General features: G+C 34.3%; 14 protein-coding genes, 1 pseudogene and 1 other annotated feature. Of the genes and pseudogenes, 12 read left to right on the top strand and 3 right to left on the bottom strand.

Annotated elements, in window-relative coordinates; all coding sequences use genetic code 11:
* The first annotated feature begins 2 nt into the window (after window positions 1-2).
* The 3 genes from ACIQZG_RS11275 (at window position 3) to rarD (ending at window position 2,024) form a co-directional block, all read left to right on the top strand.
* Window positions 3-362: a DMT family transporter gene (locus ACIQZG_RS11275; protein WP_402755279.1), complete on the top strand. Its 360-nt coding sequence runs from the start codon at window positions 3-5 to the stop codon at window positions 360-362.
* A gap of 194 nt (window positions 363-556) precedes the next feature.
* Complete coding sequence (locus tag ACIQZG_RS11270; RefSeq protein WP_402755278.1) at window positions 557-967, top strand: YvaD family protein; 411 nt, start codon at window positions 557-559, stop codon at window positions 965-967.
* A 151-nt stretch (window positions 968-1,118) separates the two neighbouring features.
* On the top strand, window positions 1,119-2,024 hold the full coding sequence (gene rarD, locus ACIQZG_RS11265; protein ID WP_402755277.1) for an EamA family transporter RarD: 906 nt from the start codon (window positions 1,119-1,121) through the stop codon (window positions 2,022-2,024).
* Between the two features lie 349 nt (window positions 2,025-2,373).
* On the opposite strand, the gene ACIQZG_RS11255 is transcribed toward rarD, so the two are convergent.
* The gene (locus ACIQZG_RS11255) at window positions 2,374-3,594 is read right to left on the bottom strand and encodes a DUF418 domain-containing protein (RefSeq protein WP_402755276.1); all 1,221 of its coding nucleotides are present in this window, start codon (window positions 3,592-3,594) and stop codon (window positions 2,374-2,376) included.
* A 311-nt stretch (window positions 3,595-3,905) separates the two neighbouring features.
* Window positions 3,906-5,162, bottom strand: coding sequence for a helix-turn-helix domain-containing protein (locus ACIQZG_RS11250; RefSeq protein ID WP_402755275.1), 1,257 nt, complete (start codon window positions 5,160-5,162; stop codon window positions 3,906-3,908).
* 123 nt (window positions 5,163-5,285) lie between these two features.
* Here ACIQZG_RS11250 and ACIQZG_RS11245 point away from each other — a divergent pair, with 123 nt between their 5' ends.
* Entirely contained in the window at window positions 5,286-6,566 is a 1,281-nt protein-coding gene (locus ACIQZG_RS11245; protein WP_402755274.1) for an MFS transporter, read from the top strand.
* A gap of 102 nt (window positions 6,567-6,668) precedes the next feature.
* Complete coding sequence (locus tag ACIQZG_RS11240; protein WP_402755273.1) at window positions 6,669-7,397, top strand: CPBP family intramembrane glutamic endopeptidase; 729 nt, start codon at window positions 6,669-6,671, stop codon at window positions 7,395-7,397.
* 64 nt (window positions 7,398-7,461) lie between these two features.
* On the opposite strand, the pseudogene ACIQZG_RS11235 reads toward ACIQZG_RS11240, so the two are convergent.
* Window positions 7,462-8,097 (bottom strand): annotated as a pseudogene (locus ACIQZG_RS11235) (IS1595 family transposase); the annotation flags it as partial.
* 520 nt (window positions 8,098-8,617) lie between these two features.
* Between ACIQZG_RS11235 and ACIQZG_RS11230 the strand changes: the two are divergent.
* The 7 genes from ACIQZG_RS11230 to ACIQZG_RS11200 all read left to right on the top strand — a co-directional run bounded on the left by ACIQZG_RS11230 (window position 8,618) and on the right by ACIQZG_RS11200 (window position 13,830).
* Window positions 8,618-8,749, top strand: coding sequence for a hypothetical protein (locus ACIQZG_RS11230; RefSeq protein ID WP_402755272.1), 132 nt, complete (start codon window positions 8,618-8,620; stop codon window positions 8,747-8,749).
* Window positions 8,750-8,809: 60 nt separating this feature from the next.
* Entirely contained in the window at window positions 8,810-9,163 is a 354-nt protein-coding gene (locus ACIQZG_RS11225; RefSeq protein ID WP_402755271.1) for a DUF4181 domain-containing protein, read from the top strand.
* Between the two features lie 320 nt (window positions 9,164-9,483).
* Window positions 9,484-10,050 carry a TetR/AcrR family transcriptional regulator gene (locus ACIQZG_RS11220; protein WP_402755368.1) on the top strand — a complete coding sequence of 189 codons (567 nt, stop codon included), beginning with the start codon at window positions 9,484-9,486 and terminating at the stop codon, window positions 10,048-10,050.
* 58 nt (window positions 10,051-10,108) lie between these two features.
* Entirely contained in the window at window positions 10,109-11,965 is a 1,857-nt protein-coding gene (locus tag ACIQZG_RS11215) for an alpha/beta fold hydrolase (RefSeq protein WP_402755270.1), read from the top strand.
* A 300-nt stretch (window positions 11,966-12,265) separates the two neighbouring features.
* Entirely contained in the window at window positions 12,266-13,129 is an 864-nt protein-coding gene (locus ACIQZG_RS11210) for an aminoglycoside 6-adenylyltransferase (protein WP_402755269.1), read from the top strand.
* Window positions 13,130-13,248: 119 nt separating this feature from the next.
* On the top strand, window positions 13,249-13,542 hold the full coding sequence (locus ACIQZG_RS11205; protein WP_402755268.1) for a hypothetical protein: 294 nt from the start codon (window positions 13,249-13,251) through the stop codon (window positions 13,540-13,542).
* Window positions 13,543-13,647: 105 nt separating this feature from the next.
* Window positions 13,648-13,830, top strand: coding sequence for a hypothetical protein (locus ACIQZG_RS11200; RefSeq protein WP_354470620.1), 183 nt, complete (start codon window positions 13,648-13,650; stop codon window positions 13,828-13,830).
* 445 nt (window positions 13,831-14,275) lie between these two features.
* Window positions 14,276-14,491, top strand: a binding site (T-box leader).
* Window positions 14,492-14,599 lie beyond the last annotated feature (108 nt).

The raw sequence follows: 14,599 nt of genomic DNA, 5'->3' as shown, positions 1-14,599 counted from the left end.
AAATGCATTGGCTCTACTTGTGCTTAGCTATTATTTTTGAAGTAGGTGGAACAACTAGTATGAAGTTATCAGAAGGTTTTACGAGGCTGTATCCAAGTATTTTAATGATAGCTTTTTATCTTGGAAGTTTTACTTTTCTAACGTTATCGTTAAAAAACCTAGATGTTTCTGTTGCTTATGCTATTTGGTCTGGAGTAGGAATAGTAATTATAACTTTAATTGGATTTTTCATGTTTCACGAAAAGTTAAGTATAGTAAAAGCAGTATCAATTATTCTTATTTTAATAGGGGTTGTCGTTTTGAATATGGAAAGTAATCATAGCAGTATTGAAGAAACAATAGAAATAGAAGAAATTAATTAGTAAAAGTTATTTTCAATTTATCCACAAAATACAACTGTTATTTAATTGTAGCCAGAGGGGGACACGACTTCTGCTTGTCCAAGGAAAGATAGCATCCCGAAACAAAAATCAATGTACTCTTATAATATTTCAACAAAGCAACAAACGTACTTGAACATCAAAATACATAATATTCCATATTAAGGAGAAGATAAATGAAATTATTAAAACCATTTTTTCTTGTAACAGATGTCGGTTTTATTCTTTATTGGATTGCCACCTATTTTTATTTAATACCAAAGGAAGTTGCATTTAAGGACTATGATAATCCAATGATTATTGCATGGAACTGGTCATTTTTCCCTTTGGATATTCTAATTTCTATTACAGGATTGTATAGTTTGTATTTGTACAGAAAGAATCGTCCTACCTGGGAAAGTATGGCGCTTATTTCTCTTGTTTTAACATTTTGCTCAGGATTGCAAGCAATTGCATTTTGGGCATTTATCAAAGACTTCGATTTTACTTGGTGGTTATTTAATTTATACTTAATGATTTATCCGTTATTCTTTATGAAAGTTCTTATAAAGAATAGGCATTCTAAAACAGGAAAATCACTTATATAAATAGCGTTTATAAACGCTTATCAATTTATCTATATCGCTCGCATAGACATTGAAATGCAACAATGACAAAATGAGCATTTACAGCGTTCGGCTTAAGTCCTATAATTAGTCTAATCTGCAGGGATACAACTAGAGTAGGAGATTAAGTGTAATGTCAAACGAGAAAAAAGGGGTATGGGCAGCATTTCTAGCTTATGCCATCTGGGGTTCTTTCCCGCTTTACTGGAAAATGCTCGAGCATGTGGACAGTATGGAAATATTATTAGGACGCGTTATTTGGTCCTTTGTTTTTACGGTAATAGTCGTGATACTAATAGGTATGCGTAAGAAGTTAGTAGAGGATCTAAAATACTTATGGGCGAATAAGAAGGTATTTTGGTTGCTCGCATCGGCTTCATTTTTCATTTCGATGAACTGGTATTTATATATTTGGGCTGTAACGCATGAGCATATTATTGAGACAAGCCTTGGGTATTACATCAACCCATTACTATCGGTTATTTTTGGTGTTATTTTCTTTAAAGAGTCGTTGAGTGGCGTACAATGGGTAGCTACTGGTATTGCGTTTATCGCCGTGCTTATTTTAACGATTAATTATGGCACTATACCTTGGGTAGCTTTACTTCTTGCGTTATCATTTGCTACGTATGGTGTGCTGAAAAAGAAAATTACGTTTGATGCCACACGAGGTTTAGCGATTGAAACATTATTTATCCTGCCATTTGCGCTAGGGTTTTATGTGTATTTATTTATGACGGGGCAGGCATCATTTTTACATGTTGATGTTAAAACAGATATTTTGATGATCGTAAGCGGGGTCGTAACAGCCGTACCGTTAATTTTATTCGCGAAAGGTGCACAAAATATACCGTTATATTTATTAGGATTTATTCAATACGTGTCACCAACGACGATGTTAATTTTAGGGGTTGTATTGTATAAAGAACCATTTACGAATGTAGAATTGCTGGCATTCAGTATTATTTGGTTAGCTTTACTATTGTTTTCGGGTTCGAAAATAGTAGAAATAAGAAGAGCCCAACATAAATCGGCTTAAAAAGAGCATCTGTAGAAGTAGGGGTTGACCCCCGTATATGACAGAGGTCAAAAAATATTTATCCAACCAGTTGTCGGAATTGCACCGGCGACTGGTTGTTTAGTTTCACTTGTATTCGTGGTATTTCTTAATTGTCTAACTAGAATGTTTCGGACTTTAATGCAGAATAAAACGATTTAACTGGGGCATTATCAGCGAGCGTACCTTTACGGGACATGTGCATGATAATGTCTTATCCTTTAACAACTTAGTAATATCGATAAAATGTACACCGAACCTTGGTCATTGTGTAGCATACATACTTTATGTTACGGGTTTATAAGAATAGCAAACGTAAGTAATAAATAGATTATTTTTTAATTCCTAAATAAGTGATTGACCTCCACACGTATTCTAATGGTCCGAAGCGGAATTTAGATAACCACAGTTTACTAAAAATCATTTGTAGCACAAAAATGACGATGGCAATGATGATGGCTGTTGTTAAGTGTAGTTTCCCGTATACGCCAAATGCAAATGGCCCAAATAAAAATGTACAAATGATAGATTGGCCAATATAGTTTGTGAATGCCATTCTTCCAGGGAACGCTAACCACTGCAAAACTTTCTTCCCTTTAACCGTGTGATAGATGAAGAGCAAGCTAATTGCATAAAAGATTGTGAGGAATGGAGAGCTGACATATTGTATTGTTTGAGCTCCTGATGAATTTTCTAAAAGGAAAGGTAGTATCCAACTCAATGTTCCACCCAAAATCAATGTTATTAACCAAGTAATGAAAAAACCTTTTCGATAGTCTTCAAAACGATGAATCCACTTTTTCTTCGCAACAGCTGCCCCAAATAAGAACATTAGTAAATACGGTAGATTTAAAAATAAATAAATTATAGGCTTACCTAAATAAAGAGCATATAACCCATTACGCGTTGTATAAAAAGTTCTTTCCATTAAATTTGCATCCATTAATTCTTGAATGCTCCCATTTTGATGGGCATCTATTGTAGCATTCATAAGCTGACGACTTTCCTCTGATATTGCCATGGGCATCGTAGAATCGGAGGATAGAGCTCCTAGCGTAAAAAGTACAAAAAGTAAGCTATATAAAGTTACGCTAATGATTAGCAGTGCATTAGGTTTTAATTTGTGCATGAGAAGGAGTACTAATCCTAAAATTGCGTAGTCTGTTAAAATATCTCCGAACCAAATGAAATAGGCATGGATACAACCGAAAATAAATAAAGCTATAAGTCGTCGAGAATATATTCCCCAGAAGTTTAATTGCTTTGCAGCTGCTCTTTCCTGCATAATAACCATTCCAAAGCCAAACAGTATGGAAAAGAGCATGACAAACTTTCCATCGACAAACATCGAAAGAAGGAATTTGACTGTGTGATCAGTCTGATTCCAAAAAGAAGTCCACTCATTTTTAAAACTTGGATCTTCCTGCATGTAGACAGGATAAATGAACCAAACAATGTTTGCTAGTATAATTCCAAATAATGCGAACCCTCTTAATATATCGAGTGTTTCCATCCGCTCTTTGGCAGAAATGGGTGAAAGCCTTGGTTTCATATACAACATCCTTTTTGATTGTTATTTAATTTCTTCAACAAGTTGATCACTGCTGAAAAAATCTTTGTAAATGAAATTTTAAATTATAATTATCAAGACTTTATAAGGAAAACAAAGATGTTGCGATTTTCTTGAAATAAATTATTAGTTTGGAAAGCTATATGTAGGGCAAACAAAAGAGGTATGGTCGTAACGTACCTTAGCATTATATTTGTGAGGATTGAAGCTTTACTATTGTTATCAGGTTCGAAAATCTTTGAATCAAGAAGCTCAACATAAAGCGGCATAAAAAAGGACTTGCAGAGTATTTTCTACAAGTCCTTTTTCTCGTCAATTTGTGCTTTTATGTCAAAGTAAACACTAGCAATGGTTTTCTTATACGGTAATTCAATTAAATCGAGCGTATCTACATAGGCTTTTTTCGCAATTTCAAAAGCAGTTGTGAGCTCACCAAACTGTGCATAGCAAAGTGCTTTATAAGAGAAGCACTCATTCATACTCAGTATATCGTACGGATGTAAAATGAAAGCAGGGACATTAGTAAATTGTTCAAATGCTTTTTTTGCTTCATCATAGCGTCCAAGGAAATACAATGATTTCCCTTTTTCGGCGAAATAAAAGTTTTCATTTATTTGTATGGAATCACTATGTATGAGTGCTTTAAAACGCTCTATTTCTTCTAATGATTTCTGATAATCCAGTAGATAGTTACTAAAATAATGTGCTCTTAATACAAATATTAATGCGTCCACAATTTCATGCTCTGCAAATATTCGATACTGTTCCAGCTTCTTCAACATGTGCTCTGCCTGTTTGAAATCACCATCAATCATGGCACAGTAAGCAGCAATACGATACATATCGTCAATGTAATAATACAACTGATTTTGGTGTGCATTTGTAATTGCTTCATGTATTAACTTTTTCCCAGCTTCGTATTCACCAATTGCTAGTTGCATGATGGAAATATAGTATGACATTTTGCTTGTATCACGTATATCTAATTGAACACTTTCTTCCTCGCTTTCCAATTTCGCTTGCAAAATACAGGTATATGCCTCGTCAAACTGCCGGTTTTCTAATAGTATTCCAAGTTGTAATACATAGGTTTCAAACCAATGGCTTGGTAAATTAATGTCCTTGAATATTGCACGCGCCTGTGTAAGGGGAGATTCCCAAGTCCTGATACCAGTTTTATATAGAGCAGCAGCATAAATATATAGTAATCGGCCTGACTCATAACAAAATGGCAATTCCGTCGCATACGGCTCAATCATATCTACAATTTGTTGGTGGTTGTCCTGATCACCGTTTTTCAACTTCGTAAATAATGACTCAACATCCTCTAGAAGATGGCGTAATGAAGTTGGATTTATTTGCTCCAATAATTCACTTGCTTCGACACCGAGACGCTCGGCGATATATTGTAAGCTTTCAATTGATGGTTTTGCTTTATCATTTTCAATCTGGCTCAGCATGCCCTTTGTCAAACGATCTGCGGCTAGTGCCTCTAATGTTAATTTTTGTTCTTTGCGTAATTTTCGAATACGCGCACCTAAAGAATCCATCGCCTCACCCTTCCCTATGTTTAATTATATTAAACTTTATCTTGCGTGAAAAGGGATAACTATGGTATCTTTTGTTTAATTAAATTAAACAATTTATTTTAATTAAATAAATGGAGGGGTTTGATGAGTGAAGCAGAGAAATATCGAAAAGCCACATATCATTTGTGGACATTTACGGCGAGTAAAATGATTGCTATGTTGGGATCGAGTGTCCTTTCTTTCGGTATTAGTTTGTATATTTTAGCGCTTACTGGTTCAGCAATGAGTTTTGCAATAAATATGATCTGCTCTGTTTTACCGAGAGCGCTTGTTGCACCACTTGCTGGCTATGTAGCAGATAATTTTCCGAAAAAGCGTACGATTTTACTTGCGCAGGCTGGGGGAATACTAACAGCAGGTGGCTTATTACTTTATACGGAAACAATGGGTATGTCGGTGAATGCGATTTATGTAGCAACGATTTTATATACATTTTGCTCGGCGTTTTCGGGCGTAACATTTAGTTCTGCAATAGCCACACTCGTTAATCCTGAGCGTTTGCAACGTGCTATATCTTTTAACCAGATGTCTATCTCAATCGCTGCAATTGGTGGCCCTGTAATTGGCGGGGTGATGTATGGATTTTTCCCGATGGATGTATTTTTAATCGTTCATATGGTAGCGTATGGGATTGCTTTTTGTTTAGAGGCAACAATGAATTTTACGTTATATAGTACACGAGGGGAAGCTGTGGAAAAGGAAAAGCTGTTTGCGGGTTTGATGGGAGGATTCCGTTATATTAAGCAGCATAAAATTATAATGATTGTCATGTTACTTTCAGTGTGGATTAATTTATTTTTCTCTGGGGTGGCGATTGGTAGTACGTATATAATTATCCAATTACTAGAGGTGAGTTCTAAACATTTTGGGTTTATCGAGGCAGCGGGTGCTGTAGGGATGCTTATAGCTTCCATATATTTTGCAACGCAGGCAGAAATCAAAACGCCATTGCGCTTTTCAAAAATCAATTTACTGCTACTTTCGGGTAGCTTATTACTAGCAGTGCTACCACTATTTATAGACCTCTCTTATATGAACATAGTAGGATTTTTTATTGGGTTATATTTTATCATCTCGATTTTTGAAATGGGCATTAATATGCCACTTGGGGTTTATATGCAAAAGCTCATTGCGGAGGACTATAGAGGGCGGGTATTCGGTCTAATGGAAACGATGGCGATGTCAATGATGCCTATCGGTATGCTAGTCTATGGTGCATTGTTCGACTATTTACCAGCGACAGGTATTTTGCTAGTGACGAGTGCAATTATTTTTGTAATAACACTCATATTGCTACGACCAACTGTACTAAAAGAAGCGCATCCTGAATTTTACGATAAAGTAGGAGAAGAAATTGTAAATTAAAAAAACGCTGTTTTCGTATAGATTGTTGTTTTTAATAAGATTGTTTTTTAAAAAATGGTAAAATAAAGGAAAGTGGAAAGATGAAAGGGGATATTGAGTTTTATGGAATTTGGTTTTTGGATGGTTATCATCTTTGCGTTATTATATGAACCGATAATAGGGTATTTTGATTTCAAAAAATTTAAAGTTGATGTAAAAGAAAATCAGGATGCGAGATTGAAATTTTATAAAAGTATAATTGTTGGTCTTTGGATTCCTACCATTTTCATATTGCTTTTAGTTACTTTTACAGAATTAACTTTAAAAGATATTGGTTTGTCTTTCCCAAACATCAACACTAACACATTAGGACCATTGGTTACTTATTCAGTGTTTATAATTGTTTTTTTATATTTAATTGGTATCTTGTATTATTCTATCGGCTATCATTTTAGCGATAAGATTAGGACTAAATTCGAACAAGCACAACAGAAAGAATATGATAAGGTCAGTTTTTCAGAAATATTGCCAGTTTCTAATAAAGAGAAAAAAATATGGAACTATGTTTCGTTAACAGCGGGAATTACTGAAGAGATTATATACAGAGGTTTTTTAATCTTCGCTTTGGCTTATTTGTTTCCAAATCTCTCTGTTTGGTTAGTATTATTTTTGGCTTCACTTTTATTCGGATTAGCTCATACCTACCAAGGATTCACTGGCGTTATAAGAACCACTGTTTTTGGGGTGATATTTTCTGTTCTTTATATTGGAATAGGTTCAATTTTACCACTTATCATTTTTCATTTTTTGATAGATTATTTAGCAAAATTAGGGGGCGAAGATAATAAATAGGAGTGTTCGGTACTACCAAACATTTTTATGCACTTCTAATCATATCAACTGTACTATAATTTGATTATTGGCAGGCACCAAATAAAAGTTGCTTTACATTTTTTGTGAGTAACTTTTTTACTTTGTTCAAGGTTCTAAACCAAAATGAATAATTATCAAGGTATTTTGTAGCCTCACATTAATCACCCATAAACTGCTTTAGTCGCTTTTGATACGCATTAACGTGTTGAGTATGAAAGATAGATTTCTTCACATAAATTCCTTTTCGCATATTCACCATTTCGTGTTGCATTCCCTTGTCTTTGGCGAACTTCTTGTAATTTGTGGCGGTATCCGAACACAACAAAGCAGAGGTGTCTAAAAATTCACCCTACACTCTGTCAATATCCGTTGATTTAATCCGCCCTTTACCTGCCATTTGAGAAATGACTTGTCCATTACGATCTTGTGCTACCAAAACAAAAGTTTGTTCTATAGAAATCCCTCGTATAGTTGCGACACCGCCACGCTTTCGAGACTTTCTGTGTGTGATAGACTTTTTACCTTTATCACTTTCTAAGAAAATTGTTTCATCACTCTCAACGATGCCTTTTAATGATTGATTACCTAACGAACGGACAACATTAAGGATTTTGTGTCGCCAATAAAAAGCTGTAGAAATATGGATTTCTAAAACCTTAGAAATTTTAGGAAGAGTATAATGTAGATTTCTAAAAAAGATTGATCATAATAAAGTTTGTTTAAAAATCCTGTATCAAAGCAGGATTTTATTTTATTCCACAATCGGGCCATCTAATTGAATAACACTTCTAAATTAAAAATGGGGTTTTATGTTAATCTTGATGTGAGTTTGTGAAAAAATGTACTTAAGCTAACCGGGCAGTTTAGTTTAATAAGCATAGATGGATTTTTGTTAATTTTAAAGTAAATTCATTTATATATGGAACTTATAATCATTTCAAACGTATAAAAAGTAATAGGTTCATTGAAGTTTATTATAAAGGAATTGATTTGCTTGATAATCTTCGCAGAAGCTTAACGTGCAATTTCTATATGTGTGCTAATGATTAGTTCCTCTTTTTATTTTCGACATCTGACAAAAACGAAAAAACAAAGCTGTTTTCGAAAAGATTGTTGCTATTCAACTAATGAAGAGCTGAAAAAAATAACTCTTATATCAAGTCAAAGATGGGGAGATGTAGTTATGAAATTATCACTTTTTGGGAATTTCAATATCAATCTTTGGTATAGCACTTATCTTAACATCATATGGTTCAGCAACAACTTTCGGACTTCTAGTTTCATTTTTAGGTGTAATCGTTTCACTTGTAGCTTTGAGACAACAGCCATAAAAAAAGCCCTAACAATCCAAATATGGACTGTAAGGGAACAGATGAAATGAGGGAATTATTATGGGATTTTTAGGGTCTTTAATCGTTTTGGCAATTTTTGCGTTCTTGTTAGAGAAAATAACCAATAAATTACTTGGCGTAGAAAAAAGGAAAATTTCCGAAACCCCTGGTAAAAGTATTGACAGATGGGGAAGGGGAATTATTTTAGTCATTTTGCTATGCACACTGCCCTTTGTCTTTGCGAATGATATATATAATACAATGTGGTATTGGGTATTCTATGTAACTATAATATGGGGTTTTCAAGCTATTCTGGAATGGAAATATATAAAGAACTCAAAACAATACGTCACTACAATTATTCTTTTGATGTTCATCTTATCTATTCTTTATAATATTGAGTATTTCTTCTAGTGCTGGTGCTACTAAAGGCTTTAGTTGAAAAAGATAGTCAAACCAGAAGCAACAATCTTTGAGAAAACAGCCTAAAGAAAAGACAACTTACATAACTGTTTATCAATGGAATGAAAATGAAGAAGGTAAAGAAGTCCTATTTGACGGAATGTATTAATAGTTTCAGGGTTCGGATCATCTTCGTTCAATATGAGATCATTTTTGGTAGTAAAATCAATGTTAGAGGAACTTTTTTAATTAAACTGTTTCTAAACCAATATAAATACTTGCAACATTCACTTTAGTACTATATAGTACTATTCATGACAAAGGTAAAATTAATGAATCAAAAACGTGTGATTGAAGTAGCTGCAACATTATTTTTAGAAAAAGGGTTTGCTTATACAAGTATGGATGAATTAGTGCGTGTAAGCAAAGTTTCAAAGTCTAATGTGTATTATCACTTTTCTAATAAGGAAGAATTATTAGAAGGGGTCGTTGATTATTGGATTGAAATGTATCAATCTGCAATTGAGGACGTACTTTCTCAGAACCAATTTTTAGTTGAAGATCGTATTCAACTGTTTTTAAAGCAATTATCGCAAGGAGTTCAGTCGAGAGAATATAAGGGGAGCTGTCCATTTATTACGCTTTATATTCAAAGCCCTGCAAATGCCACAATAGTAAAAGAAAAGATAGGTCTTTTTTTTACAGGATTACAAACGAAAGTTTCTCTATTACTTAAACAAGGGGTAGAGAATGGGGAATTCAGAAATACGATTAATATTGATGAGGTTGCATCACTTTTTATTACAAATCTTGAAGGAGCGCTATTTATTTCTGAAACATTGAAGGATGCAACTGTAATCGCGAAAACTGCAGATCATTTTTTTAACTTGCTTCGATAAAAGAAGCATTTTTTTTACATCAAATTAGTACTGAATAGTACTAAAAAGGGGATTTTATATGAGAACAGTATTTTTAACTGGTGGAACAGGCTTTATTGGAAAGCAATTAGTGAAAGAATTAGCCAAAGAGGATGTTAAAATACTCCTTTTAGTGAGGTCGAAAAGTAAAGCAACACGCATTTATCAAGAAAGAGGTATATTAAAAGAGGCAGTTATGCACTTTATTGAAGGTGATTTGACGAAAATAGACTTAGGTCTAAGTGCTGAAGATAAGGAGAGGGTATTGAAAACGGATGTGATTATTCACGCAGGAGGCCCCATGGATATTCAAGCGACAAGCAAAGAGGCAGCTTCCGTATTTTTGAATGGTGCCCAACATATTAGTGAATTCGCTAAAAATATTCATCAATTGAAGGGATTGCAACAATTTATTCATGTTGTAGGTTATATGAGTCCCTTTGATGATAAAAATAGCAAGATTGCCATTGATGTGTTTAAAGAAGGAAACCATTATTTGAAAATAAAAAATCCATATGAGAGAACAAAATTTTTAGCAGATCTTTATATCCGTCAGCAGGCATCTGCTGTAGGTTATCCACTTTCTGTAATTAATCCACCAACAGTAGTTGGTAGTAGTAAAACAGGGAGTACAGAGCAGATAGCAGGCTTAGGCTTGCTTGTGATGAGTATGCGCAGAGGGCTCATGCCAGTGATTCCTGGAGGTAAGGGATATAGATTACCACTTATTTCAAATGATGAGCTTGCGAAGTTTATTGTCCAGGTTTTCAGATTGGGGCAATCGACTATTCAAACATATACACTTGTTGAAGACAAACAGCATGATCAGAACATTTCTGAATTATTAAGTGTTATGTCGGAAAGTATGAATATAAGGGTACCTAAAATCTCTGTCCCAATGCCACTTATGAAAACAATTATGAATAGTGGAGTAAGTAAAATAACACAAATTCCTTCTGATGGACTGAATTTTATTACAAACCGAACATTTTCAAATGGTTCAGCGAAAAAAATTATGGGAGAAGATTGGTTTAAGAAGACGAGTGTAATGAAATTTTTCCCTGCCGTAGTAGCTGATCTGGATTATCGAATGATGTATCCAAATGGCCAGCATAATCATTTATTTAAACGAACATTATGCGATAACACTACCATTTACCAATTACAAGGAGAGGGTAAACCGTTTATTTTATTACATGGTTTATTGAGTGATGGAGAGGATTTATTTCCTTTAGGACAAGAGCTTCATGAAAAAACGGGTCAACCTGTATGGATCTTGGATCTTCCAGGTTTGGGACGTTCTCCTTTTAAACGAGAGAAAAATCTTCTAGATATCTATTTGAATGTAGTGAAAAAGTTGTTGGAGAAAGCTACTAATGGTGCACATCTAATTGGACATTCATTTGGTGCGTTTATTCTTTTGGAAGCATTAGTACAAAAGTACATAGATAAGAAGTATACAATTACTTTACTTCAGCCACCTGTTGCTAAAAGAAATGCTAAAGTACTTAATGTTCCTCAATTTATGAACAAATGGACATTGAAATTGGCAACTACTAATTTGATAGAGCGTTATGTATTAAGTAATGGTTTGTTTGAAAGTACGGAGAGCATCCCTGAACATTATATTAAAAAAATAAGTAACAGTTTTACTTCTCCTAGAATTTTAAATACTACGGTTCAGCTTAACAGTTTACTATTGAAAAACTATCAAAGTGATTTCAATGAAGTAAAAAAGTATAATCTTCACATTATTTGGGGGGATTATGACAGAGGCTATTCTGCTCCTTCGAATCTTGGTAAGGTTGATTTTGTTCCATATGGTCATCATTTTCCTCTTAGCCATCCGAGTGAAACGGCTAATTTCCTAATAAAAAATAGTAGTACTAGCAGATGAGTGTGTGGGATAAATAAAAATTGCGTAGTGAAATCGTTGTGTCTTTGAAATAAAGTCGGACTGTTTGAAAAAAAGATGTACTGTTAAAAAATTATTTATATTATCAAAGGCTACTTCTGGTTTCCAAAGCTGTCTTTTTAAACTCCCATGAAAGAACGTAAAAATCCCCCATTTTCTGTAGTGTAGCGTTGATTTTACGCGACATGAATGGCGATTATTCAATTAGAGCAATCGCTTCTTGAGCTAACGAGGGAGTTTAGTTGAATAACACTTATAATATAGATTTAGGTGGTATAAAAAATGCGAACAGAAAAAGAAATTATGGAATTGATATTAAAAGTTGCCGAGAAAGATGAGAGAGTACGAGCTGTTGCAATGAATGGTTCTCGTACGAATTCTAATGTGCCTAAAGATACTTTCAGAGATTATGATATTGTTTATCTTGTTTCTGACCTTCAATCGTTTCTAATCAATCCTGATTGGGTAAATGTTTTTGGGAAAAGAATAATAATGCAAACACCAGAGGATATGGCAATGTTTCCACCTGAATTGGATGGGAGGTTTACATATTTAATGTTATTTGAAGATGGGCATAGACTTGATTTAATGCTGATACCGAATGAGGAAAAAGATATTTATTGTACTGAAGATGGATTAACAGTTATCTTATTGGATAAAGATGGGGATATGCCTAAACTTTCTGAACCAACAGATAAAGATTACTGGGTAAAAAAGCCTTCTGCTGAATTTTTTGCAGATTGTTGTAATGAATTTTGGTGGGTTTCAACTTATGTAACAAAAGGGTTATGGAGACAAGAAATACTTTACGCTTTTGACCATTTGAATAGCGCAAGAGAGATGTTACTAACAATGCTTGAGTGGAAAGTTGGTATAGAAACCAATTTTTCATTGAGTGTAGGAAAAAACAGTAAGTACTTAAAGAGCTACCTTGATAACGACATTTGGGAAAGATTGATGAGAACATATCCTAATGGAGATTACGAACAAGTTTGGAATTCATTGTTTGAAACAATTAACTTGTTTGAGCAAGTAGCTATTGAAGTAGCTAATATTCTTGAATATCAATACCCTTCTAAAGATTCGAATAAGGTAAAACAATACCTTACTAAAACTCAATATTGTGAAGGTTTACACTTAAAGTAACTGGGGCGTTAATTGAAGATCATTGAGTTGCATATGCAGCTCTTTTTTTCTTTATTGAACTAACGATGCAGTTTAGTATAATAAGGTAATTAATTTTTCAGTGAAAGCAGAGGTTGTGTATGAAACAATTAAATTTGTCATTAAAAGAAGCGGATTTAATGTTTAAAGGGCATGCAGAACAGGGAGAGGTTGATTTCATTCTTTGTGAAACCTACGAGAATGGAACGACAGCATCAGTGGATGTGAATACATTCGAAACGCTTTTCGGGGATGCAAAAGAGAATCCGACCTATGAAGCCTTGTCGGGTTCTCATACTTTTAAATTGGAAGCTACTCAATACACGATGACTGCTGAAGAAATGGGTTATCAAAAGTATTTCGACCAATGGAAAGAGCAAGGGTTATTGAACTAACGCAGCAGGTTAGTTGAAGAGTGTTGTTTAACTTGTGTTCAACTATCGTGCCAGATTGTTAGAGGATATAAAATTACAGTTACATGAAGGGGAGAAACATTAGGTGTGAAAAATAAAGATCTAATAAATAGTTTAATACCACTAGGGATGATTTTTGGTTCTGCTATTGGTGTAATTCTTGGCATATTTTTCGAACCAATTTCTCAAGGGTTTTCAATTGCTATAGGAGCTGGAATTGGGTTATTACTTGGATCTATCGCTTATGGATTTTATAGTCAGAAAGGGTAGAACTACAACAATTGGGCGCAATTCTTGAAGGTGAATTGTGCCTTATTCAGCAATAGGGCCATATTGTGGAGTAACTTGTAAAGGTATTAAAGTATTTGGATTTTTCTGTTAAATTATAGTTGAGATTGTGAAGGATTGTCCTTAAGCTAAACAATAGAAAGATACTTAAAGGGTTATTCTAGATGAAATATAACTTTATTGAAAACATTCAATCGTTTTATTCTGACCTTTCCATTGAAGACTTCGGGCTCCTCATATTAAAGCAGTCGGTAAATATGTTGAAATTCGCTGAATATGAGGGGAAAATTATCTTAGTGCAAAATTGTCATTTATTGGGTTGTGAATTTCATCCGGAATTAACCGTGATTCTAGAATATTTTGTATCCTATAGTAATACTTGCAAAATCTGTTTTCATATAGTACAGTATGGTTAAAATTTAAATAACTGAACACGATGATGGGAAGTAGTAGCAAGCATGTTTTTTTTAGAGAGTCAGCGGTTGGTGGAAGCTGATAGAAGCACTTGTGAATCCGTCCTGGAGTTGCACAGTCGAAGTAATGTAAGTAGGCTGTAGCCGGCTGAAATGCCGTTATGAAATAAGTGGATTAGGTATATGCCTAATCAATTAGGGTGGCAACGCGGGTAGCTCTCGTCCCTTTTTAGGGATGGGGGCTTTTTTGGTGCGCCCGGCATGCACATGAACTATAGGGTGTAAGTCCCGAACCCCGAAGACAGAAGTAGAGGTTAGCCAAGAGCAAGGGTGTCCGT

The organism is Lysinibacillus sp. NPDC096418 (assembly GCF_044762775.1).
GTDB lineage: Bacteria > Bacillota > Bacilli > Bacillales_A > Planococcaceae > Lysinibacillus.
Note: the sequence above shows the minus strand (reverse complement) of the source record. Positions and strands in the feature narration are given on the sequence as shown.

Bases quoted from the DNA above. Each gene is read 5' to 3' on its own strand.
- ACIQZG_RS11210 (WP_402755269.1), top strand. From the start codon at position 12,266: ATGCGAACAGAAAAAGAAATTATGGAATTGATATTAAAAGTTGCCGAG.
- ACIQZG_RS11240 (WP_402755273.1), top strand. From the start codon at position 6,669: ATGGAATTTGGTTTTTGGATGGTTATCATCTTTGCGTTATTATATGAA.
- ACIQZG_RS11215 (WP_402755270.1), top strand. From the start codon at position 10,109: ATGAGAACAGTATTTTTAACTGGTGGAACAGGCTTTATTGGAAAGCAA.
- ACIQZG_RS11245 (WP_402755274.1), top strand. From the start codon at position 5,286: ATGAGTGAAGCAGAGAAATATCGAAAAGCCACATATCATTTGTGGACA.
- ACIQZG_RS11225 (WP_402755271.1), top strand. From the start codon at position 8,810: ATGGGATTTTTAGGGTCTTTAATCGTTTTGGCAATTTTTGCGTTCTTG.
- ACIQZG_RS11270 (WP_402755278.1), top strand. From the start codon at position 557: ATGAAATTATTAAAACCATTTTTTCTTGTAACAGATGTCGGTTTTATT.
- ACIQZG_RS11205 (WP_402755268.1), top strand. From the start codon at position 13,249: ATGAAACAATTAAATTTGTCATTAAAAGAAGCGGATTTAATGTTTAAA.
- ACIQZG_RS11255 (WP_402755276.1), bottom strand. From the start codon at position 3,594: ATGAAACCAAGGCTTTCACCCATTTCTGCCAAAGAGCGGATGGAAACA.
- ACIQZG_RS11250 (WP_402755275.1), bottom strand. From the start codon at position 5,162: ATGGATTCTTTAGGTGCGCGTATTCGAAAATTACGCAAAGAACAAAAA.
- ACIQZG_RS11275 (WP_402755279.1), top strand. From the start codon at position 3: ATGCATTGGCTCTACTTGTGCTTAGCTATTATTTTTGAAGTAGGTGGA.
- ACIQZG_RS11220 (WP_402755368.1), top strand. From the start codon at position 9,484: ATGAATCAAAAACGTGTGATTGAAGTAGCTGCAACATTATTTTTAGAA.
- rarD (WP_402755277.1), top strand. From the start codon at position 1,119: ATGTCAAACGAGAAAAAAGGGGTATGGGCAGCATTTCTAGCTTATGCC.